The organism is Acinetobacter sp. AOR41_HL, assembly GCF_027854645.1.
GTDB lineage: Bacteria > Pseudomonadota > Gammaproteobacteria > Pseudomonadales > Moraxellaceae > Acinetobacter > Acinetobacter nosocomialis.
Genome location: NZ_JAKTHZ010000017.1, coordinates 25,720 through 51,092, shown reverse-complemented (window position 1 = coordinate 51,092; position 25,373 = coordinate 25,720). Strand labels below are relative to the sequence as shown.

Genomic DNA, 25,373 nt, shown 5'->3' with positions numbered 1-25,373 from the left:
CGTTTTACTCTTCAGAAGTATCTTCATTATTAGATACAACTTCTTCGCTATCAGTTTCAGTCGTATCTACTTCGCCTTCAAGAAGTTCTTCTTCGTCTTCTACAGCTTCAATTGAAACTACACCAACGAGGGTTTCTTCTTCACTTAAACGGATGAGACGAACACCTTGAGCATTACGGCCTGTCATTGCAACTTCTGCTGCACGTGTACGAACAAGCGTGCCACCATCAGAAATCAACAATAATTCTTTAGTTTCATCAATAGAAACTGCACCAACTAGCTCACCGTTACGTTCACTTGTTTTAATTGCAATAACGCCCTTACCACCACGTTTCTTGGTTGGGAAGTCATTTACAGGAGTACGTTTACCGTAACCGTTGGCACTTGCACATAGTACTTCACCTGTTTCAGGTACAACGACAAGCGATACGATACGACTTACTAGATTCGAATCTGCTGAATCATCATTATCATCTGATTCATCATTTTCTACATCTGCATCTTCTTCACTTAGGATACTGCTAGCAAAGCTCACGCGCATGCCACGTACACCTTTAGCTGTACGACCCATTGCACGTACGTCAGTTTCAGCAAAACGAATTGCCTTACCTTCGTTAGAGAACAACATGATTTGCTGATTACCATCAGTAATCGCAACACCAATTAAGGTATCTTCTTCATTAAGCTCAATAGCACGTAGACCATTTGAACGAATGTTTGCAAATTGTTCTAACTCAACACGCTTAACCGTACCAGAAGCTGTAGCCATAAACACATAGTGGTTTTCTGGGAACTCTGTTAACGGCAAGATTGCAGTTACTGTTTCTGTTGCATCTAGAGGTAACAAGTTCACGATTGGACGACCTTTTGCCCCACGTGATGCTTGAGGAACCTCAAATACTTTTAGACGGTACACTTTACCTACATTGGTAAAGCAAAGTACAGTCGCGTGATTCGATGCCACAATCAGATGTTGAATAAAGTCATCATCTTTCATTGAGGTTGCAGACTTACCACGTCCACCGCGACGCTGTGCCTGATAGTCTGAAAGTGGTTGAGTTTTTGCATAACCCGTTTGTGAAACAGTTAATACAACTTGCTCTTCCGGAATCAAATCTTCACGGCAAAAATCAACACGAGATTCAACAATTTCAGTACGACGTGCATCGCCATATTGTTGTAATACTTGTGCTAACTCTTCACGAATAACGCCCATCAACAAGTTAAAGTCGTTTAAAATTGCTGTAAGTTCAGCAATTTGACCTAAAATTTCAGTATATTCTGCGTGTAACTTGTCTTGTTCCAGACCTGTTAAACGGTGCAAACGTAATTCTAAAATTGCGCCTACTTGTGTCGGAGATAAGCGGTAAATTGAATCGCTTAGACCAAATGGACGATTTGGATCTTCACCTTCAATTTCATCTGGACGAACAGAAATAGCACCTGCTTTTTCAAGTAATGAAACAACACCACCACCTGCCCACTCACCAGCAAGTAAACGCTCACGCGCTTCAGCAGGGTTAGCAGAAGTTTTGATGGTTTCAATAATTTCATCAATATTAGCTAAGGCAACTGTCAAACCTTCCAAGATATGACCACGTTCACGCGCTTTGCGTAATTCGAACATGGTACGGCGTGTCACAACTTCTTGGCGATGACGAATAAATGCCGCAATAATATCTTTCAGATTCATCAACTTTGGCTGTCCATTGTCTAGACAAACCATGTTGATGCTGAATGAGTTTTCAAGCTGGGTATTTAAGAATAAGTTATTTACAACGACTTCTGCGTTTTCACCGCGTTTCAAGTCAATTGCAATACGCATACCTTCTTTGTCAGACTCATCACGAAGTTCTGAAATACCTTCAAGTTTTTTCTCTTTTACTAACTCGGCAATACGTTCAATCACTCTTGCTTTGTTTACTTGATATGGAATTTCAGTAAAGACGATAGTTGTACGGCCTGTCTTTTCATCTTCTTCGAAATGGTATTTACCGCGAATGTGCAGACGACCTTTACCGGTACGGTAGGCATCAACAATACCTGATTTACCGTAAATAATACCGCCTGTAGGGAAGTCAGGACCGGTAATATATTCCATCAATCCTTCAATCGAGATATTCGGATTGTCAGCATAAGCCAAACATGCATTCACAACTTCAGTCATGTTGTGTGGTGCCATGTTGGTAGCCATACCTACAGCAATACCCGCAGCACCGTTAATTAGCAAATTTGGAACACGTGTCGGAAGTACTTCAGGAATACGTTCCGAACCGTCGTAGTTATCTTCCCAGTCAACTGTGTCTTTTTCTAAATCTGCAAGAAGCTCATGTGCCAGCTTAGTCATACGGACTTCGGTATAACGCATCGCCGCGGCGCTATCGCCATCGATCGAACCGAAGTTACCCTGACCATCAACCAATAAATAACGTAAGCTAAAGTCTTGAGCCATACGAACAATGGTTTCATAAACAGCTGAGTCACCATGCGGGTGATATTTACCGATTACGTCCCCAACGACACGAGCAGATTTCTTGTAGGCTTTGTTATAGTCATTGCCCAATTCGTGCATGGCATAAAGCACACGACGGTGAACAGGTTTAAGACCGTCTCTCACATCCGGCAATGCACGAGATACGATTACACTCATTGCGTAATCTAAATATGAATGCTTGAGTTCGTCCTCAATGGCAATCGGTCGGATTTCCGATACGCTCATGCATACTCCTTCTTACAGATAGATATTTCTATCCGTTTATATGTCTTGATCTTGCAAAAAATTTAGTTCCGGAAAGTGAACTAAAATCGAAAAAAATATAGCTGTATACTATAGCATAAATTGCTCGATAACTGGGAGTCTAGCGATCTGAAAATAGCATTTTTTTACAATAAAAATTCTATTAGAATTAATAAGTTAAAATTATAGGTTTCTACTTTTAAATGTATTCATTAAAACTCAATTATTCGACCAAAATATAAACAGCATGAAAGTGCTCTTTTTAGAACACATTTCATGTATTTAAAGAATCTAACTTTTCGTCTTAGCTCAACTTAGCACTATTTGAGTTAAAGATTCCGAGTTCATTTTTAAAGCTAATTACACTTTTTGAAGAATCAATTTACAGGGCGATATTGAGCCGGTATCCATTGGTATCCTGTTGAGCTTTTACCAATGTGTCCAATGCCAGGAAAAGCGATATGTGCTGCCCCTATCCACCAATGGTTTTTATAGGCTTGCTCAAAGATATCTTTACGGACAGCTATGGCTAGTTTCGAGTCAGTATCGGGCTTATAGCTTGCTTCAGGATAAGGAAACTGTACCGCACCGTAGTGCACAACATCACCTAGACCTAAGAACTTTTGTCCGTTTTTTCCATCTACTAAGTATGAAGAATGACCTTCCGTATGACCATGAGTCACGATGAGTTGAACATTCGGTACATTAAAAGAGGATTTGGTAAACGCAACTAACTGCCCTGCCTTTTGGTATGGCTGTAATGCATCACGCGTCATTTTAAATATTGGTTTAAAAAAATCAGTGGCTTTTGCTTCATTAACAGGCGATGTCCAAAAATCTACATCTTCTTTAGCTAGATAAACTTTCGCATTTGGATAAGCCATTTTGCCATCGAGTGTAATACCGCATAAGTGATCGGGATGGGCATGTGTAATTAAAATCGTATCTATTTGTTCAGGCTGTACGCCTGCTTTCTTCAAGTTTTCACGTACATGACCTAAAGTTGGGCCAAAACATTTTGCAGTCCCTGCATCAATCAAAATATTTTGCGTAGGCGTTTGCACAAGATAGGCAGAGAAATCCGTGACAATCTGATTATGCTCATCTACAGGAACAAAGTTTTCTGCAAACAGTCGATTGGCTTTTTCAGCTGAAATACCCAGTAAATCACTACGAGGCAGTCCCAGTTCCCCATCAAACAATGCCGTTACTTTAAGGTTTCCTATTGGTTGTAAAAAATAACCATCAACCTGATGCACGGTTGGCTTTTGTTCTGCATGTATAACTGTACTGGCACTCAGCAGTAATAATATCGCAAGTGATTTTAATGATTTCATCATAGAGTCCTTGGTATTTTCATACTTTAACTCTATTGGTTTTTACTTATTTAAATCGCTCAATAAACTACAAGAAACGCTCAAATTGACTTATTCCGCAGCTAGAACAGCTGGATCTATCCCATAACGCTCTACAAAGCGATCACGAAAAATAGCAACAGACTGGTATCCAGATTTTGCTGCAATCGTTTTCATAGGTAACTTTTTCGAATACAACAACTCAAGCGCATATGTAAGACGTGCATGCGTAATCGTTTCTCTTAAGGTTGTATCTTCATGGCTAAGTTTGCGACGAAGTGTTGCACTGCTCAAACCTAAACGCATTTCAAACTCACTAGACTGCCAATGATGCTGCGGATTCTCTATTACCCAATCGTGAATGATTTTTGTCAATTTAGGTGGCGGTACAATTAGCACATCTGAGAAGTGCTGTTGACATAACTGTACTAGTATAGCGGTAATACATAAACGCGCTTTCACCACATCATGACTAAATAAAGCGGTTTGCCACTCGGTTAAAGAGGTAGCGAAATCATCAATTGAAAACTTTAATATTGCGTCGGTTCTGTCTACAACTGGCTTTGCCCAAATCATTTGTGCAGCTTGAATAACTTCATCACACATAGGCACAAGAATAGTGAGGTATTCACCCGTTATAGGGTCAGGCAAATTAACTGCATCGATAACCGTATCGGGTTTTATAATGTATAGATCACCGGCATTAAAATTGAATTGTTTTTTTTGAAGATTTAATTGTTGCTGCCCATATAAAATAAATCCCATGTGCAACTGGTTAACTTTAATATTGGCTAGCCCATGCTGATTTTTAGATCGAATACATAAATAATCTCGTGCCATATCTGCCCGTGCCAATCTCACCAATGACTGATGCAATTGATGAGCTTTTATGGAAGCAGAATAGTTAATATTCATAATAATGATCGAAATAAAAAACGCCCTTGGCTAGTTATAGCACAAGGGCGTTTTTCGAATAAGTATTAAGCTGTAAATTACAACTTGCTTACCAACTCTGGTACTACAGCATTTAAATCACCAACTAACCAGTAGTCAGCAACGCTGTTAATTGGCGCTTCTTCGTCTTTGTTGATTGCAACAATAACTTTAGAATCTTTCATACCAGCCAAGTGCTGAATCGCACCAGAAATACCTACAGCAATGTAAAGCTCAGGTGCAACGATTTTACCAGTTTGACCAACTTGGAAATCGTTAGGTACGAAACCTGCATCAACTGCTGCACGTGAAGCACCTTGTGCTGCACCAAGCTTGTCAGCTAATGGATCAAGTACTTTGTGGTAGTTCTCACCAGAACCTACACCACGACCACCAGATACAACAATACGAGCAGCTGTTAATTCTGGACGATCAAGTTTAACGATTTCTTCAGATACGAATTTAGAAATGCCAGCGTCTTTTACTTCGCCAACAGTCTCAATCGCAGCCGAACCACCTTCCGCAGCAACTGGATCAAATGCTGTACCACGAACAGTACCCACAATGATTGCTTCGTCAGATTGAACAGTTGCAATCGCGTTACCAGCGTAGATTGGACGCTTGAATGTGTTCGCAGATTCAACAGAAATAATGTCTGTGATCATGCTTACATCAAGAAGCGCAGCAACACGTGGAAGAATGTTCTTACCAGTCGTTGTAGAAGCAGCTAAAACGTATTTGTAACCTTTAGCCAAGTCAGCAACTAAGCCAGCTACGTTTTCAGCTAATTGGTTTGCATAAGCAGCGTTGTCAGCAAGTAATACTTTGCTTACACCAGCAACTTTAGCAGCAGCGTCAGCAACTGCTTGAGCGCCTGAACCAGCAACTAATACAGTAATATCACCACCGATTTTTTGAGCTGCAGCAACAACGTTTAAAGTAGCACCGTTAAGTGTCTGGTTGTTGTGATCAGCGATAACTAAAATACTCATGATTTTATCCTTCCGTATTAGATCACTTTCGCTTCATTTTTCAATTTTTCAACAAGCTCATCTACAGATTTCACTTGTACGCCAGCTTTACGTTCTGCTGGAGCTTCAACTTTAACAGTTTTAAGCTTAGTACCAGCTGTAACACCGTAATCAGCAGGAGATTTAGTATCAAGCGGTTTTTTACGAGCTTTCATAATGTTAGGCAATGCAGCATAACGTGGCTCGTTTAAACGCAAGTCAGTTGTAATAATTGCAGGAAGCGCAAGTTCAACAGTTTGTAAACCACCGTCGATTTCACGAGTCACTTGTACTTTACCGCCATCCACTTTCACTTCAGAAGCAAACGTACCTTGACCAGCACCTAATAATGCGCCAAGCATTTGACCTACTTGGTTAGAGTCATCATCAATTGCTTGCTTACCAAGAAGGATAAGTTCTGGTTTCTCAGCATCAACAACACCTTTTAAGATTTTAGCAACTTCTAGAGCGCCAATTTCGTCAGTAGTTTCAACTAAAATACCGCGGTCTGCACCCAAAGCCATTGCAGAACGGATTTGTTCTTGAGCTTCTTTAGGACCAATAGAAACAACAACGATTTCTGATACTGTTCCTTTTTCTTTTAAGCGAACCGCTTCTTCCACTGCGATTTCACAAAATGGGTTAATTGACATTTTAACGTTGGTAAGGTCAACCCCACTATTGTCCGGCTTAACACGAACTTTAACGTTGGCATCAACCACACGTTTTACAGCAACAAGAGCCTTCATGTAATCCTCGGCTGTTCTAGCAAAAGTAAATGTTGAGAAAAGTATATTAACTCTTCAATTCAAATTTTTTAGGTACCCTATCTTGCAATGTGTTTGGCATTTCGGTCAAGTCACAATTTTCTGGAACAGTACAAAAAAAATGAAATCATCAGTTCATAAAAAAAATTTCACACCTGACTCGCACTTATTTTATTCCATTTAAAGTCTATTTTATACATTGATTTTTATTATCTTTTTATCTTATTTACCTTATTAGTCAGAAACATAAACGCCTTATAAATGAGTCAAATTTTATCGTTTTTAGGCTATATATGCCGACAAAATGTGCAAAGTTCAAAATGGTCAATTGGGTAATTTCACATATTTCTTTTAAACAAATTTGTAAAAAAGTACAAATGATCTCTACATTCATCTGATTCAATGCAATCAAAGTTGCTTATTGATGGATAATTTATCTTAAATGTCTTAATGCTTGGTCGCTCGCGGATGGGCCTGATCATATACTTGAGCCAAATGATCAAAATCGATATGCGTATAAATTTGGGTAGTCGATAAGTTGCTATGGCCTAACATTTCTTGGACTGAACGCAAATCACCACTACTTGATAACATATGGCTAGCAAAACAATGTCGAAGTAAATGTGGATGTAAGTCGACATTTACACCTGCTCGTTGTGCCTGAAGTTTTACTCGTTTTTCAATTTGTCGTGGAGTGAGCACACCACCACGCTGTGAAATAAAAACAAAAGCATTTTGATCAAAATGCCCTTTCCAGATTTTATAAACTTTAAGCCAGTTCAATAGACTTTCTTTTGCCTTTTTCCCAAACGGGACAATACGGGTTTTATTTCCTTTACCCGTAATACGAACAAGATGACGATTAAAATCGATATCTTTAATTGTGAGGCCTTGTAGTTCAGCAAGTCGTAAACCACTTGAATACAGTAGTTCCAACATGGCTTTGTCTCTTAACCAAAGCTGCTGATCAATTGGTTTTTCCGGCATAGGTTGATCTAAAATTTGATTAACCGTTTCTATATCAATCATGCCCGGTAAAGGTCTAGGCTGACGTTTCAATTTAAAATCGTCAGTAGGATTAATTTCTAGGTATTTGCCCTGTTCAGCCCACTTCATAAACTGGCGTATAGAAGTGAGATGACGCTGCATGCTACTTGCGCTTAACTGGTCTTGCTCAACACGCTGAGCCAGATATTCACGTAAATCTGAAGCTTCAACATTTCTTAAGTCAATTTTTTTTGAGTCACAAAACTCAAGGAAGCTTTTAACATCTCGCTCATAAGCGGTAATTGTATGCTCAGACTGGTTTTGAATTTTTCTTTCTTTTAACCACATTGAGAGCAGTTGTAATGCAAAATCCAAATTGCTCTCCATTATTTGCCCATTTTTTTGAGTGTACCAAAAACTATTTGATCATGAAAATTTCATATCGCACAGCATAATGAATCTAACTTATATATTACAATTTATACCAAGTATTCATTGGACCTTGCTGCCATGACCACCATACTCATTCCTTATTTAATTGCCATTACTTTACTTACGCTTACTCCCGGCTTAGATACAACCTTAATTATTCGCACTGCCACACTTGAAGGTAAATCTAAAGCATTTCAAGCAGCTCTTGGGATTAGTTTTGGCTGTATTGCTTGGGGTATTGTTGTAACATGCGGTTTAGGTGCTCTGCTCATGGCATCTGACTTAGCTTTTAATCTATTGAAATGGATGGGTGCCGCTTATTTAGCATGGCTGGGTTTAAATATGATTTTAAAACCACGTAGCCAACTTGCAGACATACAAGAAAATAATCCAAATCGCTCTACATCAGAGAATTGGTTTGTTAAGGGTTTCTTTGGCAATTTACTCAATCCCAAAGTTGGCATTTTTTATATTTCATTTCTTCCGCAATTCATTCCAGCCCAAGCGTCTGCTGTCACTTGGGTGATGGGACTTGTGATGATTCATGTCGTGATTGGCGTATTATGGTCAAGTCTATTAATTATGGCTATGCAACCACTTTCACGTTATTTAAAACAACCTAAATTTGTGAAATATATGGACCGAATTACGGGCAGTATTTTTGTTCTGTTCGCATTGAAATTAGCTTTAAGTAAAAGATAATAAAATTAAAAAATTATTGTGCATATAAAAGAAAGCCTCTTTTATCACTTTAACTGATGAAAAGAGGCTTCTATTTAGGCTACGCGATTAACCTTGGAAATAACGTAAATCCAAACGTCCATCATATACATGGGTTGTTGGACCAGTCATCCAGACCACATCACCTTCTTGCCATTCAATTTGCAACTTACCACCAGCAAGTTCAACTTCAACTGAGTTCGCAAGCAAACCACGGCGCATACCACTTACCGCAGCAGCACATGCCCCTGTACCACAAGCTAATGTTTCACCAACACCACGTTCAAATACACGTAAGCGAACATGTTTTTCATCAATTACTTGCATAAAGCCAGCATTAACACGCTCAGGGAAACGTTTATGTGATTCAACTTGTGGACCAATACCTGCTACATCAGCAGTGAGTACGTCTGGAACAATAGTGACTGCATGAGGATTCCCCATGTTGACTACGTCAATACTAATGTTTTGGTCATTTGCCAACTCAAGCTTATATAAGGCTTCTGGCTCTTCCGCAACAAATGGAATTTCATTTGGTAGAAACTTTGGGTAGCCCATATTTACGCGTACCCAACCATTTTGCCCAAGCTCAGGCTTAACAATACCTGCTTTGGTTTGTACCGTAATGTTGGTTTTATTGGTTAAATGACGTTCATGCACAAAACGAGCGAAACAACGTACGCCATTACCACATTGCTCAACCTCAGAACCATCTGCGTTGAAAATACGATATTTAAAGTCAGCTTCTGGTACATCTGGTGGTTCAACAATTAAAAGCTGGTCAAAGCCAACACCAAAGTGTCGATCTGCCAAACGTTGAATGGTTGCTGTGTCTAAATAAGCTCTTTGGCTAATTAGGTCAACCACCATGAAATCATTGCCCAAACCATGCATTTTGGTAAATTCTAATAACATCTCATTTACTCCTCAGGCAATAAATGTTCTTTTTCCCAAAGCGACTCAACCGTTTCACGTTCACGAATTAAATAGCTGTTTTCACCTGATACCATGACTTCTGCAGCACGGCCACGCGTGTTGTAATTTGAACTCATCACAAAACCATAAGCCCCTGCACCGAGTACAGCCAACAAGTCATTTTCTTGTAATGCAAGTGAGCGGTCTTTACCAATAAAGTCACCTGTTTCACAAATTGCACCAACGAGGTCCCATACTTTTTCTTCAGTATCAGTACGTGGCACAACAGGCTGAATATCCATCCAAGCTTCATATAAAGCAGGACGGATTAAATCATTCATTGCTGCATCAATAATAGCGAAGTTACGATGTGTAGTTGGTTTAAGCAAATCAACTTTAGTTAAAAGTATGCCCGCATTTGCACTGATGCTACGGCCCGGCTCCATATAAACCTTAAGACCTAACTTTTCTAAAGCAGGTTTCATAGAGTTTGCATATTCTTCAACACTTGGTGGCGTCTCATCTTTATAACAAACCCCTAAACCACCACCGATATCGATATGTTTAAGATTGATGCCTAGTTTTTTCAACTCATCAATCATCACAATGACACGGTCTAAAGCATCAACAAATGGTTTAGTTTCAGTGAGCTGTGAACCAATGTGACAGTCAATACCTACAATTTCAAGGTTAGGTAAAGAAGCTGCGTATTGATAGGTTTCATAAACAGCATCACTTGGAATACCAAATTTATTTTCTTTTAAACCTGTTGAAATATAAGGATGTGTTTTTGCATCGACATCAGGATTTACACGCAAAGAAATAGGCGCTTTTTTACCTAAGCGAGCAGCTACTTTTTGAATGCGGTCTAGCTCTGCATAAGACTCAACATTAAAACAAGCAATGCCTACATTGAGTGAGGTTTCAATATCGACTTCAGTTTTACCTAAACCTGAAAATACGATTTTAGAAGCATCCCCACCGGCTTTTAAAACACGAGCCAGCTCACCACCAGAGACAATATCAAAACCCGCACCAAGTTTTGCCAAGACACTAAGAACAGCCAAGTTTGAGTTAGACTTCACCGCAAAACAGATTTGATGATCAATAAAGTCAAAGGCACGGTCCATATCTAAATAATGTTTTTCAAAAGCTGTTTTTGAATAAACATATAACGGTGTGCCAAATTGCTGCGCAAGCTGCTCTAGAGAACATTGCTCTGCATGCAATACTCCATTAATGCGGGTGAAACTCATGAATGTGTCCTTATTTCAAAGCTTAAGGTGAAGTTGTTTGGGTTGGAGCTGATGATGACTCGACTGGCTGTTCAGCCTTTTCATCTTTTTGCACAACTTGTTTTGATTCTTTATTACGATAGAGCAAGTATTTTGCACGGTGGTCATAATTTGGATCAGAAGGTAGCTGTAATGCTCCTGACTGACCGCAAGCTGTAAGCAAAATACTGCTGCTCAATAAACTGATGAGGCAAATGACACGAAGCATCTGAGCACCTGATTTAAACAATTCGATGCAGTATACCGTGATCATGCAAGCGGCTAAAGAGTAAACTTGAATAGAAAAACAATATGCATAAAAAACGCCAGCTTTTCAGCTGGCGTTTAGTCATAAGTAAATCAATTTCATTACTTTTTATGACGTGGTTTATAGAAGAAGAAATAACCAATGATCAGGATAACAAACCAGATTGGGCTGACTTTCAGTGCTTTAAAAGTATCTGGCTCTAAAGACAGCACATAAATCATGCCAACAAAGAAAATAATCGTGATCCAACAGGTAAATAGGCCGCCCGGCAATTTAAATGTTGATTTGGCATGCAGTTCAGGGCGTGTCGTGTAGTAACGGATATAACTCCAGATAATTAGTAACCACACGCAAATGAACAAAATAGTTGAAAGCGTTGTTGCAAGAGTGAATGCTTCAACTGTATTTGGTACAAAATACTGTAATGCCGCACCTAACAATAAACATGCAGCAGAAAAATACAATGCATTTGCAGGTACTGCACGTCTGTTCAATTTACCAAAAGCTTTTGGACCTTGATCTTCACGAGATAAACCAAACAACATACGGCTTGTTGAGAATACACCGCTGTTCATCGAAGACATAACTGATGACAATACTACTAAGTTCATCAAGATCGCTGCTGCCGCAATACCAGCTTGGCTAAACAAGTTTACAAATGGGCTGATCGCCGGATCAATTCTATTCCACGGAGTTACCGACATCACGATAAGCAATGCCAAGACGTAGAAAATAATGATACGAACTGGAATTGAGTTAATCGCTTTAGGTAAGTTACGCTCAGGATCTTTGGTTTCAGCAGCTGTTGTTCCAACAAGTTCTACGCCCACGAAAGCAAAGATCGCGATCTGGAAGCCAGCCAAGAAGCCATGCACCCCTGTTGGGAAGAAACCGCCATTTGCCCATAAATGAGTAAATGAAGCCACCTCGCCCGTACTAGAAGTAAAGCCAGTAAAGATCATCCATAGACCCACTGCAATTAAAATAATAATCGCAAGAATCTTAATAAGCGCAAACCAGAACTCTAATTCACCAAATAGGCGTACAGTTAACAGGTTCAAGCCCATAATAAATACAATAGCAGCCACACTAATCATTGCCCCTTCAACTGGTGAGAAAGGCTGGCCGTTATTGAAAAATTGTAAGTAATAGATAATTGCAGACAGATCGGCGATACCAATCGTGATCCAGCACAACCAATAGGTCCATCCCACAAAATAACCTGCCCATGGGCCAATTAAATCTGTGGTGAAATCAATAAATGATTTATAGGTTAAATTTGACAGGAGTAATTCGCCAAGCGCACGCATGACAAAAAACACCATCACACCAATAATCAAATAAATGAATAAGATAGATGGGCCGGCAAGACTAATTGTTTTACCTGACCCCATGAATAAACCAGTACCAATGGCACCACCAATTGCAATCAGCTGTAAATGCCGATTGGAAAGACTACGATGGAGCTCACCTTGTTCATGAGGATCACTCAGATTTTGATTCGACATTTTATGAATACACTCCAGTAATTTTTTTAGTCCGTTAGCTAAATTCAAATCAAAAAGACGATATCGCACCATTTGCAGGTATCTTTTAAATGTATATTTTTTGACAACTTTTCAGCTAACCAATTTTTGTCTGTATGGCTGATAATTTCAAGATACATACAATTAAATCCGATAATACGCACAAGAACATAGCAATACAACGCACCTTCCAGTCTAAAATTAAGACTTGAACCACTTTGATTTTTCAATTAAAAAAGGCAATCAGATCGATTGCCTTTTTATATTTTGCTTCTAAGTTATTTATTCTTGGGCAAAATTACGTTTTATTTTTGACTTATAAAAACCAAAGTAACCAATTGCAAGAACGAGGAACCAAATTGGACTGACCATAAGCGACTTAGCTGTGTCTGCTTCAAGGCTTAAAATCGCAATCGTAAATAAGAAGAAAACAATAACGACATAACTCATCGCTACCCCACCCGGCATTTTAAAGTTCGATTTTTCATGCAGTTCAGGAGATAACTTACGGTAGCGGATATAACACACCAAAATCAAAATCCATACCGTTAAAAATAAAATGGTGCATAACGTTGTTGCCAAGGTAAATGCTTCAATCGTATTGGGCACAAAATATTGTAATAAAGCACCACCCATAATACAGGCACAGGAAAAAATTAAACCATTTGCTGGAACTGCGCTTTTAGTCAACTGACCTAATGTTTCAGGTGCCTGACCATCACGCGATAAGCCATACATCATTCGGCTAGTTGAAAAAATACCGCTGTTCATTGATGACATGACCGATGACAACACCACTAGGTTCATAATAATTGCAGCAGTTGGAATACCTGCCATTAAGAATAGTTCAACGAATGGACTACGGTCTGCTTTTACCTGATCCCAAGGCGTTACAGACATCACCACCATTAATGCCAATACATAGAATAAAATGACGCGGATCGGAATTGCGTTAATTGCTTTAGGCAAATGTTTATGAGGGTCTTTAGTTTCAGCAGCTGTGGTTCCGACCAGTTCTACCCCAATAAAAGCAAAGATCGCAATCTGGAAGCCGGCAAGGAAACCATTTACCCCATGAGGAAACATACCGCCATGATTCCAAATATTAGAAATAGCCGCAACAGAGCCAGATGGTGATTGGAACTTGGTTACTACCATATAGATGCCGGCAAGAACTAGAGCAATAATGGCAACAATTTTGATAATCGCAAACCAAAATTCGACTTCGCCAAATAAACGAACCGTCAATAAATTTAAAATCAATAGAAAGAGAACACAGCCTGCACTAATCATTGCCTGTTCTATTGGGCTAAAACTAACTCCATTGGGGAGCCAAAAGCTCAAATAGCTCGTCACCGCAGTTAAATCTGCCATTCCAACAAGCACCCAACTTACCCAATAGGTCCACCCGACATAAAAGCCAGCCCAAGGCCCAATCAGGTCATAAGCCATATCGACAAACGACTTATAATTTAGGTTTGAAAGTAAAACCTCTCCCAAAGCACGCATAAGAAAGAAAATCATGGTGCCAATAATTAAATAGATAAATAAAATTGATGGCCCCGCCAATGAAATAGTTTTGCCCGACCCCATAAACAGGCCTGTTCCAATGGCCCCTCCAATAGCGATCAATTGTAAATGGCGATTGGTAAGCTTTCGCTGTAAGTCGCCAGCATGATCATGATGCTGAAGATTAGACATAGGTAAATATCCTAAAAATTTCCCACCTTAGCTAAAGCAAAATACATTCCAATATTTTTAGACAACGCATGAAAAATAGGCCCTTGAAAAATGATCGGGTTCTGCCTACGTTCAGGGTGTCGTTTTGCTATACTCTGTTTTTACTGATTATGAAGTTAACAAACCGAAGTCGAATATGAGCAAAGTCAAAACTGTTTACCGTTGCGAACAATGTGGTGCGGATCATCCTAAATGGGCTGGTCAATGTTCAGAGTGTGGTGAATGGAATTCTCTGACTGAAGTTAAACTCGAACCTACTACAGCCCATCGCGCTCGTCCTAAAATTGGGGGCTACGCAGGCCAAGTTGCCAATATAACAACACTAAATAAAGTCTCGGTTTCTCATGAAACCCGCTTACCTACAGGTATTAGCGAGTTTGACCGCGTACTTGGCGGTGGCTTGGTCACAGGCTCAGTAGTCCTGATTGGTGGTGACCCAGGTATTGGTAAATCGACCATTCTTTTACAAACAGCAACCTACATGGCAAGTGCAAAAAGTTCTGCACTTTATATTACGGGTGAAGAATCATTGTCTCAGGTGGCCTTACGTGCTCAGCGCCTTGACTTGCCTACAGACCAGTTAAAAGTCATGGCTGAAACCTGTGTCGAACGCATTTGTGAAGTTTTAGAGCAAGAACGCCCTGTGGTAGCAATTTTGGACTCGATTCAAACGCTTTACACAGAAACGCTTCAATCTGCACCTGGTGGGGTTTCACAAATTCGTGAATCTGCTGCGTTATTAACCCGCTATGCAAAAAATAGTGGCACGGCGTTATTTATTGTTGGTCACGTGACCAAAGAAGGTGCACTGGCAGGCCCACGTGTTTTAGAACATATGGTGGACTGTGTGCTTTATTTTGAAGGCCAATCAGACTCACGCTATCGTATGATTCGTGCGGTGAAAAACCGTTTTGGTGCAGTCAATGAACTTGGTGTATTTGGCATGACCGATAAGGGCTTACGTGAAGTGGCTAACCCTTCTGCTATTTTCTTAAGTCGTTATGACGAAGCCATTCCCGGTTCAATTGTCATGATTAGCCGTGAAGGAACTCGCCCACTCTTAGTTGAAGTTCAAGCTTTAGTTGATGATGCTCAAGGACAACCTAGACGTGTCGCTCTTGGTCTTGAACAAAACCGTTTAAACATGTTGCTTGCTGTAATGCACCGTCATGGTGGTGTACAAACTACAGGGCAAGACGTTTATGTCAACATTGTCGGTGGTTTAAAAATTACCGAAACAGGTTCTGACTTGGCTGTTTTACTGGCGTGTGCATCAAGTTTACGTACCAAGGCATTGCCTCAGCAACTTGCAGTTTTTGGTGAAGTTGGTCTTTCAGGTGAAATCCGACCTGTACCGAATGGACAAGAACGCTTAAAAGAAGCAGCAAAACATGGCTTTAAATATGTCATTTTACCTAGAGGCAACGCACCACAAAAAGCGATTCCGGGAGTACAAGTAATTGCTGTGGCGCGCTTACATGAAGCCCTTACCGAAGCGATGCAGCTCAGCGATGAATTGACATAAAAAAACATATTTTTATAGTTGAAATTTAGTGTAAATGACTGCATAAATACAATTACAAATTAATTTTAAACAGGAATTTCCTATGGAAGTACACCAGCGCGGCTTGATAACCGGTATTTTAATGGCTGCTTTGGCAATTTCTCCTCTTGCTGAAGCAAAACGTGCAGGTGGTGGTAAAAGCCACGGCATGGCACGCTCTACCACTTCAAGCCAGTCATATCAACAACCTCGTCAAGTGACTCCAGTTCAACAACCTGCTACAGCACCTCAAAGATCTGGTCCGGGTGTTGGTTCAATGGTTGCAGCTGGTGTAGCTGGTGCTGCCGTAGGTGCTGTTGCAGCACATGCTTTAGCTGATGACAAACCAACATCAACTGAACAACGTGTAACCCAGCCAGACAACGAGCAACAAGCGGTTCAAGCTCAACAGCAACAAGAGAAGAAAGGTGGTATCCCAGGCTGGTTATGGGTATTACTTGCTGCTGCTGTTGCCTTTTTTGTATTCCGCAAATTGGGCGGGAAAAAAAAATTAGCAGCAAATAATCCTTACGCTCCAAACAGCAACGGACAAAACACATTTGGCCGTTCAGCTGCACCAACTAACTCAAACGACAACACCAATATTTTTGGTCAGTCTGTTGGTGGTGGTACAGCAACTCAAGCTCCGTTTGGTGGTGCAACAACAAGTAATGGCAACCAGTTACCAGATGGTAGCGAACCTGCTTCTTTCTTACGTGTTGCCCGTCAGCGTTTTAACCACATTCAGTCAATCAACAGTGCAAGTAACATCGAAGAAATTCGTCGCTACTTAACACCTGAACTTTATAACTCTATGTATAACGACATCATGGAGAATCAAGATCAGGACGTTGCCGAGTTTAGTAACTTAAATGCAATGGTTGTAGACAGTGCGACTGAAAATGGTCAATACATTGTGAGCGTACGCTTTACAGGTACAGTAAGTGAAGATTTAAATAGCTTGCCACAGCCATTTACAGAAATCTGGCACTTTGTAAAACCTGTTGGCTCTCAGCAAGACTGGGTGGTTGCAGGTATTCAACAAGCTTAATTTAAATAAGCTCCAAATAAAAAAGCCACAATATGTGGCTTTTTTATTTGCTCGCCCTCAGGCAATTTCGGCTGGAAATGCGATGACTTTTTCAATTTTAAGTTGTTCGGTTGCAACCATGAGTAAACGGTCTATGCCTAAAGCAATTCCTGAACATTCTGGCATATGAGGCAAAGCTGCTAACAAGTGTTCATCTAATGGCATAACATGAAGCCCTTGCTTAGCCCGTTCTGCATTGTCTGCTTCAAAGCGTGAACGTAACACGTCTGCATCGAGCAATTCATCGTAAGCATTGGCAAGTTCCAGACCTTCGATATAAACCTCAAAACGCGCTGCGACCTCTTCCTCATCTTCATCTACTTTCACTTTTGCCAAAGACGCCATTTCTGGCGGAAAGTCAGTTAAAAAGACAGGTGCATCAAAACCTAAACTTGGCTCAACAAAATGAGAAAACAACAAGTCCATATAAGCTAAGCGGTCATCACCTAAATCAAGATTTAAACCAACACGATTTGCAGTATCTTTGAGTTGCTTTAAAGTTGCTTGTAACGGGTTAATATCTAAACGGTCCTGAAAGGCATGCTTATAACTTAAAATAAATGGACGAACTTCACCAAAACGATGCTGCAAACAGGTTTGCAATAAATCGGCTGTTTCATGCATTAATGCTTTTAAGTCTAAACCCGGACGATACCATTCGAGCATAGTAAATTCACTGTTGTGTTTACGCCCGTGCTCATCGTCACGAAAAACCTTGCATATTTGATAAATCGGTCCGCTACCACTTGCTAGCAAACGTTTCATGGCAAACTCAGGAGAAGTCTGTAAATACTGAGTCTGTAATTTGCCATTGATATGGCGTAACGCCTGAACCGAGGCTAAATGCACATCGGTAACGCCTGCTTGTGAAACTACGGGTGTTTCAACTTCCATGACCCCACGTTCTGCAAAGAACTGGCGAATTTGGGTATAAAGCTTGGCACGAGCCTTTAAAGCATCAATTGAACACGTAGGTTGATAACTTAAACTCATGCTTGCGGTCCCCCGTGTGCTGCCCATTCACGACGCAGCGGGTAATTCTTACGTAATAAATCAAATGCTTTTTGCTCTACTTTGCCGTCTTTAACACAGGCACGAATATTGGCATCATCTTGAGCAATATCATAAATTTGAGATAGTTTTTGCTTTAACACTGCTTTTAAGTCATGTCCTGAAAAATAATCTTCGCATGCAGGCAACTGCGTTTCGAAACGCTTATTAATGTCGTAGCCAAATTTTTGGCAAAACGCTTCATAAATCATTTGTGTACCACGAGCTTTTCCTTCCAAGCTATAACCTGCAATATGCGGTGTCGCCAAAGCCAACATATTTAAAAGCTCATCTGATATCACTGGCTCATGTTCAAATACATCAAGTACAACTTTACGTTTGGTACGTTGAATGTCTTCGATTAAAGCAGCTTCTTTCACAACCGGACCACGAGCGCTATTAATTAAAATCGTATCTGGTTGAAGCGCTGCAAAAGTTTCTTCGTTGAAAAGATGATATGTCGCATGTTCACCGTTTTTGGTGAGTGGCACATGAATTGAAATAGCATTGGCTTGTTGTAATAGGGTTTTAAAGTTCACATTTTCAATTGAATCTAATGTTACATATGGGTCAAAGCCAATTACGTTCCAGCCAAGCAACCGAGCCATATAAGCTAAACGTTTACCCACGTTGCCAAGCCCCACAATGCCTAGCGTAAATTTTTCTTGTTGTTCTAAAAGGCTACCATCTAAATGAAGTAAAGCGGTAATGACATATTCAGCAACTGCCTGTGCATTACAACCTGCGGCATTGGCCCATGTAATATTATGTTTTTCTAGGGCTTGAATATCTAAATGATCAGTCCCGATTGTGGCACTACCTACATATTTTAAAGCAGTGTTTTGAATTAAACTTTCATTTACAGCAGTAACTGAGCGGACCAATAAAGCTTCAGCATCTTTCACATCTGCGTGCGTTAAGGTGCGTCCTGCATGGTGTTGAATATCGCCAAATTCTGAAAAAAAGTAATCGGTAAACGCCAAATTTTCATCTGCGACGATTTTCATGGTCTGCAACCCATAGTTTATAAAAACGTTATTATCCTTTGAGTTGTAGCAAAGCACAATGTTAAGGGTATTAAATTCGCACAGGTTTTAAGACTCAGTTCAACTACAAACCACCACCAAAATAAAAGTAAGCCATTACGGCAAGTGTGAGCCAAATTAAAATAATAAGTACGGCAACCAAATAGTTTTTTGGGCGTTTTTCATGTTCATCTAGCCATTCTTTAGCTTGTTGTTCAGCATCGAAAATGACTTGCTGAGGCGTAAAACGAACTGCTAACCAAATGAGTATGGGTAAAATAACTGCGTCATCAATAAAGCCTAAAATAGGAATAAAATCTGGAATTAAGTCGATAGGACTAAACGCATAAGCCACAGCCACTACCGCAATAACTTTGGGTAACCACGGCATTTGAGGATGCCTTGAGGCAAACCAAAGCATAATAATTTGTTTTTTTAGACGTTTTGCCCATTCTTTTAGTGATTGTAACCAAGACATTTGGACAGACTCTGAACCTTTTGAGTTTTATAATAATCTATAAAATCTATCCTTAGCTTAAAAGCAACAGAAATGTCAGATGAGCTTCGTTTTAAGCCCCTCATATTGAACGATATATTTTAAATTTCTGTATATAAAACAAACCGGTCTCCCCTACAGAAACTTGCCAATGTGAGGCCAGATTGTTTGGCTAACTGAATGGCCATACTGGTCGGTGCAGAAATTGAAGCAAGCAAGCTAATATTCAGCTGAGCGCATTTTCGTATCAGTTCATAACTTGCCCGACTAGTCATGACAACAAAACCTAAACTGATGTCGTAGTTTTCTTGCGCTATATAACCAATTAATTTATCCAAAGCATTATGGCGGCCAACATCTTCAAATAACGCCACGATTTGACCATCAACCACCCACGCTGCGGCATGTGCCCCACCTGTTAAAGCGGTAATTTCTTGCTGGGCTTTTAAATGGGAAATGGCACTCGGAATTTGCTCAAGCCATAGCTTTGATGCATGCGTTGTAATTTTGGGAACATCTAACTGAAACTGCTCCAAACTTTCAATGCCACATAAACCACAACCTGTACGACCAACCATCATGCGTCGATGCTCTTTTAATGCAGCAAATGCTCTCGATGAAATGGTCATTTCAACCGTAATGCCCAATTCATTTTGATGTACATCAAGGACATATAGCTCTTTTAAACTGGTCAAAATGCCTTCCGAGAGACTAAAACCTTTGGCAAATAATTCGACATCGGTCGGTGTTGCCATCATCACCGCATGTGAAATACCGTTATATACCAAGGCAATTGGATACTCTTGCACAATATGATCTAAAACATTTTCAGATTCGGTTTTGTTAAACCGCTGTACTGGCAATGTTTCAACCCCATAAGCATGTGGTGTCAAAATTATTTCCTTTATTTCAAAATGGCGCTTGTTTAGAGCGCCATTTGCTTAGATTTCATTTTAAAAAACAGGTTCACTTAGAGGCTGCTGACTTTCTTATTGGCATCTTCAGGGTCAACGGCTGTTGCCAAGTTAAAGTGCTCTGGTGCATTCCCTGGATGTAAAATCACAGGAACACTTTTAGAAGCCGGAATCTTGGCATATTTGTCATGACTGCTTAAGGCCACCAAAGGATTGGTTTCCGGATAGTAAGCCGCCAAGCTCCCTCGCGGAATGTTGTAGGGCACAATACGGAAACTGTGCACAATGCGCTTCACACCATCCGAGAAAACACTTTCAATATCGACCCACTGATTTGCTTCAAAGCCTGCTTCATCAATATCGGCTTGGTTCATAAACAACACACGGCGCTGACCAAATACCCCACGGTAACGGTCATCCAGACCATATAAAGTGGTGTTGTATTGGTCATGAGAACGGGTAGTCATTAAGGTATAAACCTTACTTTCGGTATATGCGGCAGCGTACTGATTTTCTTTATCCGCGTAGACTTCTTCAAGTGGCGTAATCAGAAATTGCGCTTTACCACTCTTGGTATTCCAGATGTGCTGATTAGCAGGATGCTCTAGGTGGAAACCGCCCGGTTTATAAACACGTAAATTAAAGTCATGGAACTCATCAAACACATCGGCAATGGAGTCACGAATGCGGTCATAGCTTTCGATGTACCATTTCCATTTAATCTGACTGTCTGGAAGAACAGCTTCAGCCATTCTTGCCACAATATCGGGTTCAGACAATATGTTTTTAGAAATTGGCGTATTACGTCCTGCCGACAAGTGAACATTACTCATGGAGTCTTCAACCGAAATGGCTTGTGGGCCATGAAGCTGCTCGTCTATTTCGGTACGGCCTAAACATGGCAAAATAAGTGCATCTTTACCGCATACCAAATGACTACGATTTAACTTGGTTGCTACATGGACGGTTAAATCACATTTTCTAAGCGCTTCTTGCGTATATGGGGTATCAGGAGTTGCAACTGCAAAATTTCCACCTAAACCAATAAAGACTTTTATCTCGCCTTCAGCCATGGCTTTAATCGTTTCGACCACGCCATATCCATTTTTTCTTGGTGATTTAATACCGAATACACGGTCAATATTATCGAGTAGTTTAGGGCTAGGTAGCTCATTGATGCCCATGGTGCGGTCGCCTTGCACGTTACTGTGCCCACGAACCGGACACAGCCCTGCACCTGGTCTACCAATTTGACCACGTGCCAACAATAAATTTGCCAGCATATGTACGTTAGCAGTTCCGTGACGGTGCTGGGTAATTCCCATCCCCCAACAGAAAATGGAGCGCTCGGACTCTAAAAAGAGTTTAGCGAGCTTTTCTAAATGTTCAGGCGACAGGCCTGAGTGCTTATAAATATCTGCCCACTCAGTTCTTTCCACCTGAGCAATCATCTCATCGAAACCAACGGTATTCACCGCAATAAAGTTTCGGTCAAAAACGCTTGGTTTACCTGAAGCAAGTGCTTTTTTATCCCATTCATTTAAGTGCTTTAACATTCCTAACATCAGTGCATAGTCGCCACCAATTTTAGGCTGGAAATAATAACGGCTAATTGGCGTACTGCCGTTGGTCATCATTTCAAGCGGTGCTTGCGGGTCTTGGAAACGCTCGAGACCTCGCTCTTTAATCGGGTTAATCGCAATAATGTTGCCACCGCGTTTAGACACTTCACGCAAAGTACCTAACATACGTGGATGGTTGGTTCCCGGGTTGTGCCCAAAACTAAAAATGGCATCGGCTAAATCAAAATCTTCTAAAGTAACGGTGCCCTTTCCTAAACCAATTGAGTCGAGCAAGCCTACACTTGTGGTTTCATGGCACATGTTTGAACAGTCTGGAAAGTTATTTGTACCAAAGCTTCTCACAAACAATTGATATAAAAATGCTGCTTCGTTACTGGCACGGCCAGATGTATAAAATGCCGCTTGGTCTGGGTTGTCTAGCGCATGTAAATGTTGAGCAATGAGCTTAAAGGCATCGTCCCATGAAATAGGAACATATTTATCGGTTGCAGCATCATAACGAACTGGGTCTGTTAAGCGGCCTAAGTCTTCTAAAAAAAAGTCACTTTGTTCTGATAGCCAACTAACCGTATGGCCTGCGAAATATTCGGGAGTAACGGTTTTACTGGTTGCTTCAAAAGCAACTGCTTTGGCACCATTTTCACAGAAGTTAAAGGCATGGGCATCTTTCTTTTCTGGCCATGCACAACCGGGACAGTCAAAACCTGTAGGCTGGTTAATGTTGAGTAAGGTAATTGAACCTTTACCTAAAATATCTTGTCGCTTTAGGTTTCGAGCGACACTAAGGAGTGCGCCCCACCCGCCAGCAGGATGAGTATATGGCTCAATTCGCGCAAAACCGTTATTTTCCTGTATATGCTTTTGTTCTTCTGAATTATCCACTTTTTCATCCTCTTATTTCTTTTACACTCAACAGATCCAATAAAATCACAATTTAAATTATGGTTATATCAAGACAATCTGCTGTTTAGCTTATTTGTAGAGTCTACTTTTTATAGGTTTCCGCTATTTTAAAAGCTGGCTCAACCGTTCTTATAATATGTGCCATATTGTTTACAATTACAATCATTCAAAACAACCATACTATTTATATAAAAATTTATAAAACAATGGCTTAAAAATTTTACAATCCAATTTTTTACAGATAAAAACATTATTGATTTTCATTTTTATCATATTGAAAGTATTTAAAAATTGACGCCTACATGTGTTTATCTATGTTTTTTTCGTATTAAGCAGTATAAAACAATGAGAAATTTATCCGTATTAGAACGTTTATGAAGCTTGTGATTGCCCCTGACTCATTTAAAGACAGCTTATCTGCTTTGAAGGTAGCTCAAGCCATTGCCAAAGGATGGCAAGCTGTTTTTCCCGATGCCGAAACTGTTTTGTGCCCGATGGCAGACGGCGGTGAAGGCACCATTGAAGCTGTTTTAGAAGTCTGTGAGGGTCAATGGCGTGAAAAAACGGTGGTTGGGCCATTAGGTCAGCCTGTTCAAGCCAAATGGGGATGGTTAGAACATCAAAAGATCGCCATCATTGAAATGGCTCAAGCAAGCGGCATACAGTTAGTCCCACCGTCTGAGCGTGATGCTTGCCACAGCACAACCTTTGGCACAGGGCAGCTCATTTTAGATGCTTTAGATGCAGGTGCAAAAGAGATTATTTTAACTGTGGGCGGCAGCGCCACCAATGATGGCGGTACAGGTTTACTCAGTGCTTTGGGTGCAGTTTTACTTAATGCTAACCAAAATGCCTTACCCGCCGGTGGCCTTGCCCTGAGTCACCTATCAAAAATTGATTTAACACATTTCGACTCACGCATTCAGCACACACGGTTTTTATTGGCTGCCGATGTGACCAATCCACTTTGCGGCCCAAATGGTGCATCACATATTTTTGGCCCACAAAAAGGGGCTTCCCCTGCTCAAGTACAGTTACTCGATGCAGCGCTTGCACATTTTGCCGATGTCTCAGCGGAGCTTTTAGGTTTCGATAAACGAAATGAAGCAGGCTCAGGCGCTGCTGGTGGCTTGGGTTTTGCAGCCAAAAGTTATTTAAATGCAGACTTTAAAGCTGGCGTTAAAGTGGTGGCTGAACTAAACCAACTTGAACATAAAATTGCTAACGCAGATTGGGTGATTACAGGCGAAGGTAAATTTGACCAGCAAACTTTAAGTGGCAAAACTGTTTTTGGGGTGAGCCAAATTGCTAAAGCTCACAACGTACCTGTGATTGTGATTGCTGGGACTTTAGGCGAAGGCTACCAAGCACTTTATGAACATGGGGTTACGGCTGCTTTTTCGCTAGCAAACGGCCCGATCACATTAGAACAAGCTTGCGAACATGCAGCAGAACTCATTTATGAAAGAACCGTAGATATTGCGAAATTAATTCAATTTAGCCAAATGAACTGGAAAGATAAAAAAGCTTAATTGGCTAATTTTAAAAGGCTCTCTTTACAGCTTTCTAAGATTTCATCGCTAAGGTTTGATTGATCTGGGCATGCGCGAGATAAGGCAATTGCCCCTACAGACTGGGCAAGAATATTAATGGCTTGCTTTCTTAACTCAGGCGCTTCTAAAGAAACTTGTTTGGCTCGCTCGTTCATAATGAACTGAATAAGTTGCTCAATACCCTCTTCAAACTCGACTTTTACTTCGTCGGGCTGTCTTGCAGCATCACAAGATAACGCCGTTAGTGTGCAGCCCAAATCCCGATTATCTCGATGAGTGCGGGACACATAAAGCTGAATAAATTGAGTTAAGTTTAAACCTTCTATTCTTTTTAAAACCTGCTCAAGTCCATGTTTAACAGTAATTGAGACAAGGTCTGTTTTCGAACTGAAATGTTTATAAAAGCCGCCGTGGGTAAAGCCTGCGCTAGACATTAATTCGGCAATGCCGACTCCATCGTAGCCTTTGCTACGAAACAGTTGAGTCGCCTTTTCAACAATTTTATCTCGGTTTTCTTTTACCTGAGTTTTACTGACTTTCATGTTGGCGCAC

The 25,373-nt window shown here is 40.5% G+C and carries 21 protein-coding genes; 4 read left to right on the top strand and 17 right to left on the bottom strand.

Annotated elements, in window-relative coordinates; all coding sequences use genetic code 11:
* Positions 1 to 4: 4 nt before the first annotated feature.
* The 6 genes from gyrA to xerA all read right to left on the bottom strand — a co-directional run bounded on the left by gyrA (position 5) and on the right by xerA (position 8,137).
* Positions 5 to 2,719 (bottom strand): DNA gyrase subunit A, encoded by a 2,715-nt coding sequence (gene gyrA / locus MKL35_RS04295; RefSeq protein WP_002048588.1) that lies wholly within the window; start codon positions 2,717 to 2,719, stop codon positions 5 to 7.
* 395 nt (positions 2,720 to 3,114) lie between these two features.
* Complete coding sequence (locus MKL35_RS04290) at positions 3,115 to 4,074, bottom strand: MBL fold metallo-hydrolase (protein ID WP_017393011.1); 960 nt, start codon at positions 4,072 to 4,074, stop codon at positions 3,115 to 3,117.
* Between the two features lie 90 nt (positions 4,075 to 4,164).
* Entirely contained in the window at positions 4,165 to 5,007 is an 843-nt protein-coding gene (locus tag MKL35_RS04285; protein ID WP_032011584.1) for a helix-turn-helix domain-containing protein, read from the bottom strand.
* Between the two features lie 77 nt (positions 5,008 to 5,084).
* Complete coding sequence (locus MKL35_RS04280) at positions 5,085 to 6,017, bottom strand: electron transfer flavoprotein subunit alpha/FixB family protein (protein ID WP_004699815.1); 933 nt, start codon at positions 6,015 to 6,017, stop codon at positions 5,085 to 5,087.
* A 17-nt stretch (positions 6,018 to 6,034) separates the two neighbouring features.
* A complete protein-coding gene (locus MKL35_RS04275) occupies positions 6,035 to 6,784 on the bottom strand; it encodes an electron transfer flavoprotein subunit beta/FixA family protein (protein WP_000646180.1) in 750 nt (249 codons plus the stop codon).
* 465 nt (positions 6,785 to 7,249) lie between these two features.
* Positions 7,250 to 8,137, bottom strand: coding sequence for a site-specific tyrosine recombinase/integron integrase (xerA, locus tag MKL35_RS04270; RefSeq protein WP_081404465.1), 888 nt, complete (start codon positions 8,135 to 8,137; stop codon positions 7,250 to 7,252).
* A 162-nt stretch (positions 8,138 to 8,299) separates the two neighbouring features.
* On the opposite strand from xerA, the gene MKL35_RS04265 reads away from it, so the two are divergent.
* Positions 8,300 to 8,923 (top strand): LysE family translocator, encoded by a 624-nt coding sequence (locus MKL35_RS04265; RefSeq protein WP_032011586.1) that lies wholly within the window; start codon positions 8,300 to 8,302, stop codon positions 8,921 to 8,923.
* A gap of 87 nt (positions 8,924 to 9,010) precedes the next feature.
* Here MKL35_RS04265 and dapF read toward each other — a convergent pair whose 3' ends face one another.
* The 5 genes from dapF to MKL35_RS04240 form a co-directional block, all read right to left on the bottom strand.
* Positions 9,011 to 9,856 (bottom strand): diaminopimelate epimerase, encoded by an 846-nt coding sequence (gene dapF, locus MKL35_RS04260; protein WP_032011587.1) that lies wholly within the window; start codon positions 9,854 to 9,856, stop codon positions 9,011 to 9,013.
* 5 nt (positions 9,857 to 9,861) lie between these two features.
* The gene (gene lysA, locus MKL35_RS04255; protein ID WP_031953135.1) at positions 9,862 to 11,112 is read right to left on the bottom strand and encodes a diaminopimelate decarboxylase; all 1,251 of its coding nucleotides are present in this window, start codon (positions 11,110 to 11,112) and stop codon (positions 9,862 to 9,864) included.
* 22 nt (positions 11,113 to 11,134) lie between these two features.
* On the bottom strand, positions 11,135 to 11,359 hold the full coding sequence (gene lptM, locus MKL35_RS04250) for an LPS translocon maturation chaperone LptM (protein ID WP_002048546.1): 225 nt from the start codon (positions 11,357 to 11,359) through the stop codon (positions 11,135 to 11,137).
* A 140-nt stretch (positions 11,360 to 11,499) separates the two neighbouring features.
* Positions 11,500 to 12,906, bottom strand: coding sequence for an amino acid permease (locus MKL35_RS04245; RefSeq protein WP_004885673.1), 1,407 nt, complete (start codon positions 12,904 to 12,906; stop codon positions 11,500 to 11,502).
* A gap of 300 nt (positions 12,907 to 13,206) precedes the next feature.
* The gene (locus tag MKL35_RS04240; RefSeq protein ID WP_002048578.1) at positions 13,207 to 14,625 is read right to left on the bottom strand and encodes an amino acid permease; all 1,419 of its coding nucleotides are present in this window, start codon (positions 14,623 to 14,625) and stop codon (positions 13,207 to 13,209) included.
* A gap of 175 nt (positions 14,626 to 14,800) precedes the next feature.
* Here MKL35_RS04240 and radA point away from each other — a divergent pair, with 175 nt between their 5' ends.
* Together radA and MKL35_RS04230 are read left to right on the top strand one after the other, a co-directional pair.
* Positions 14,801 to 16,189 (top strand): DNA repair protein RadA, encoded by a 1,389-nt coding sequence (gene radA, locus MKL35_RS04235; protein WP_032011589.1) that lies wholly within the window; start codon positions 14,801 to 14,803, stop codon positions 16,187 to 16,189.
* Positions 16,190 to 16,271: 82 nt separating this feature from the next.
* A complete protein-coding gene (locus MKL35_RS04230; protein WP_002048497.1) occupies positions 16,272 to 17,258 on the top strand; it encodes a Tim44 domain-containing protein in 987 nt (328 codons plus the stop codon).
* Between the two features lie 57 nt (positions 17,259 to 17,315).
* On the opposite strand, the gene epmA is transcribed toward MKL35_RS04230, so the two are convergent.
* The 5 genes from epmA to MKL35_RS04205 form a co-directional block, all read right to left on the bottom strand.
* Positions 17,316 to 18,290, bottom strand: coding sequence for an EF-P lysine aminoacylase EpmA (gene epmA / locus MKL35_RS04225; protein ID WP_032011590.1), 975 nt, complete (start codon positions 18,288 to 18,290; stop codon positions 17,316 to 17,318).
* The gene (locus MKL35_RS04220) at positions 18,287 to 19,354 is read right to left on the bottom strand and encodes a 4-phosphoerythronate dehydrogenase (protein WP_106479654.1); all 1,068 of its coding nucleotides are present in this window, start codon (positions 19,352 to 19,354) and stop codon (positions 18,287 to 18,289) included. The genes epmA and MKL35_RS04220 overlap by 4 nt, the downstream gene beginning before the upstream one ends.
* Positions 19,355 to 19,457: 103 nt before the next feature.
* Entirely contained in the window at positions 19,458 to 19,850 is a 393-nt protein-coding gene (locus tag MKL35_RS04215) for a YkvA family protein (RefSeq protein ID WP_032011592.1), read from the bottom strand.
* A 119-nt stretch (positions 19,851 to 19,969) separates the two neighbouring features.
* Complete coding sequence (gene fdhD / locus MKL35_RS04210) at positions 19,970 to 20,761, bottom strand: formate dehydrogenase accessory sulfurtransferase FdhD (protein ID WP_032011593.1); 792 nt, start codon at positions 20,759 to 20,761, stop codon at positions 19,970 to 19,972.
* A gap of 77 nt (positions 20,762 to 20,838) precedes the next feature.
* Complete coding sequence (locus MKL35_RS04205) at positions 20,839 to 23,247, bottom strand: FdhF/YdeP family oxidoreductase (RefSeq protein ID WP_032011594.1); 2,409 nt, start codon at positions 23,245 to 23,247, stop codon at positions 20,839 to 20,841.
* Between the two features lie 395 nt (positions 23,248 to 23,642).
* On the opposite strand from MKL35_RS04205, the gene MKL35_RS04200 reads away from it, so the two are divergent.
* Positions 23,643 to 24,800 (top strand): glycerate kinase, encoded by a 1,158-nt coding sequence (locus tag MKL35_RS04200; RefSeq protein WP_032011595.1) that lies wholly within the window; start codon positions 23,643 to 23,645, stop codon positions 24,798 to 24,800.
* Here MKL35_RS04200 and MKL35_RS04195 read toward each other — a convergent pair.
* Entirely contained in the window at positions 24,797 to 25,363 is a 567-nt protein-coding gene (locus tag MKL35_RS04195) for a TetR/AcrR family transcriptional regulator (RefSeq protein ID WP_004707404.1), read from the bottom strand. The two genes, MKL35_RS04200 and MKL35_RS04195, sit on opposite strands and share 4 nt — an antisense overlap.
* Positions 25,364 to 25,373 lie beyond the last annotated feature (10 nt).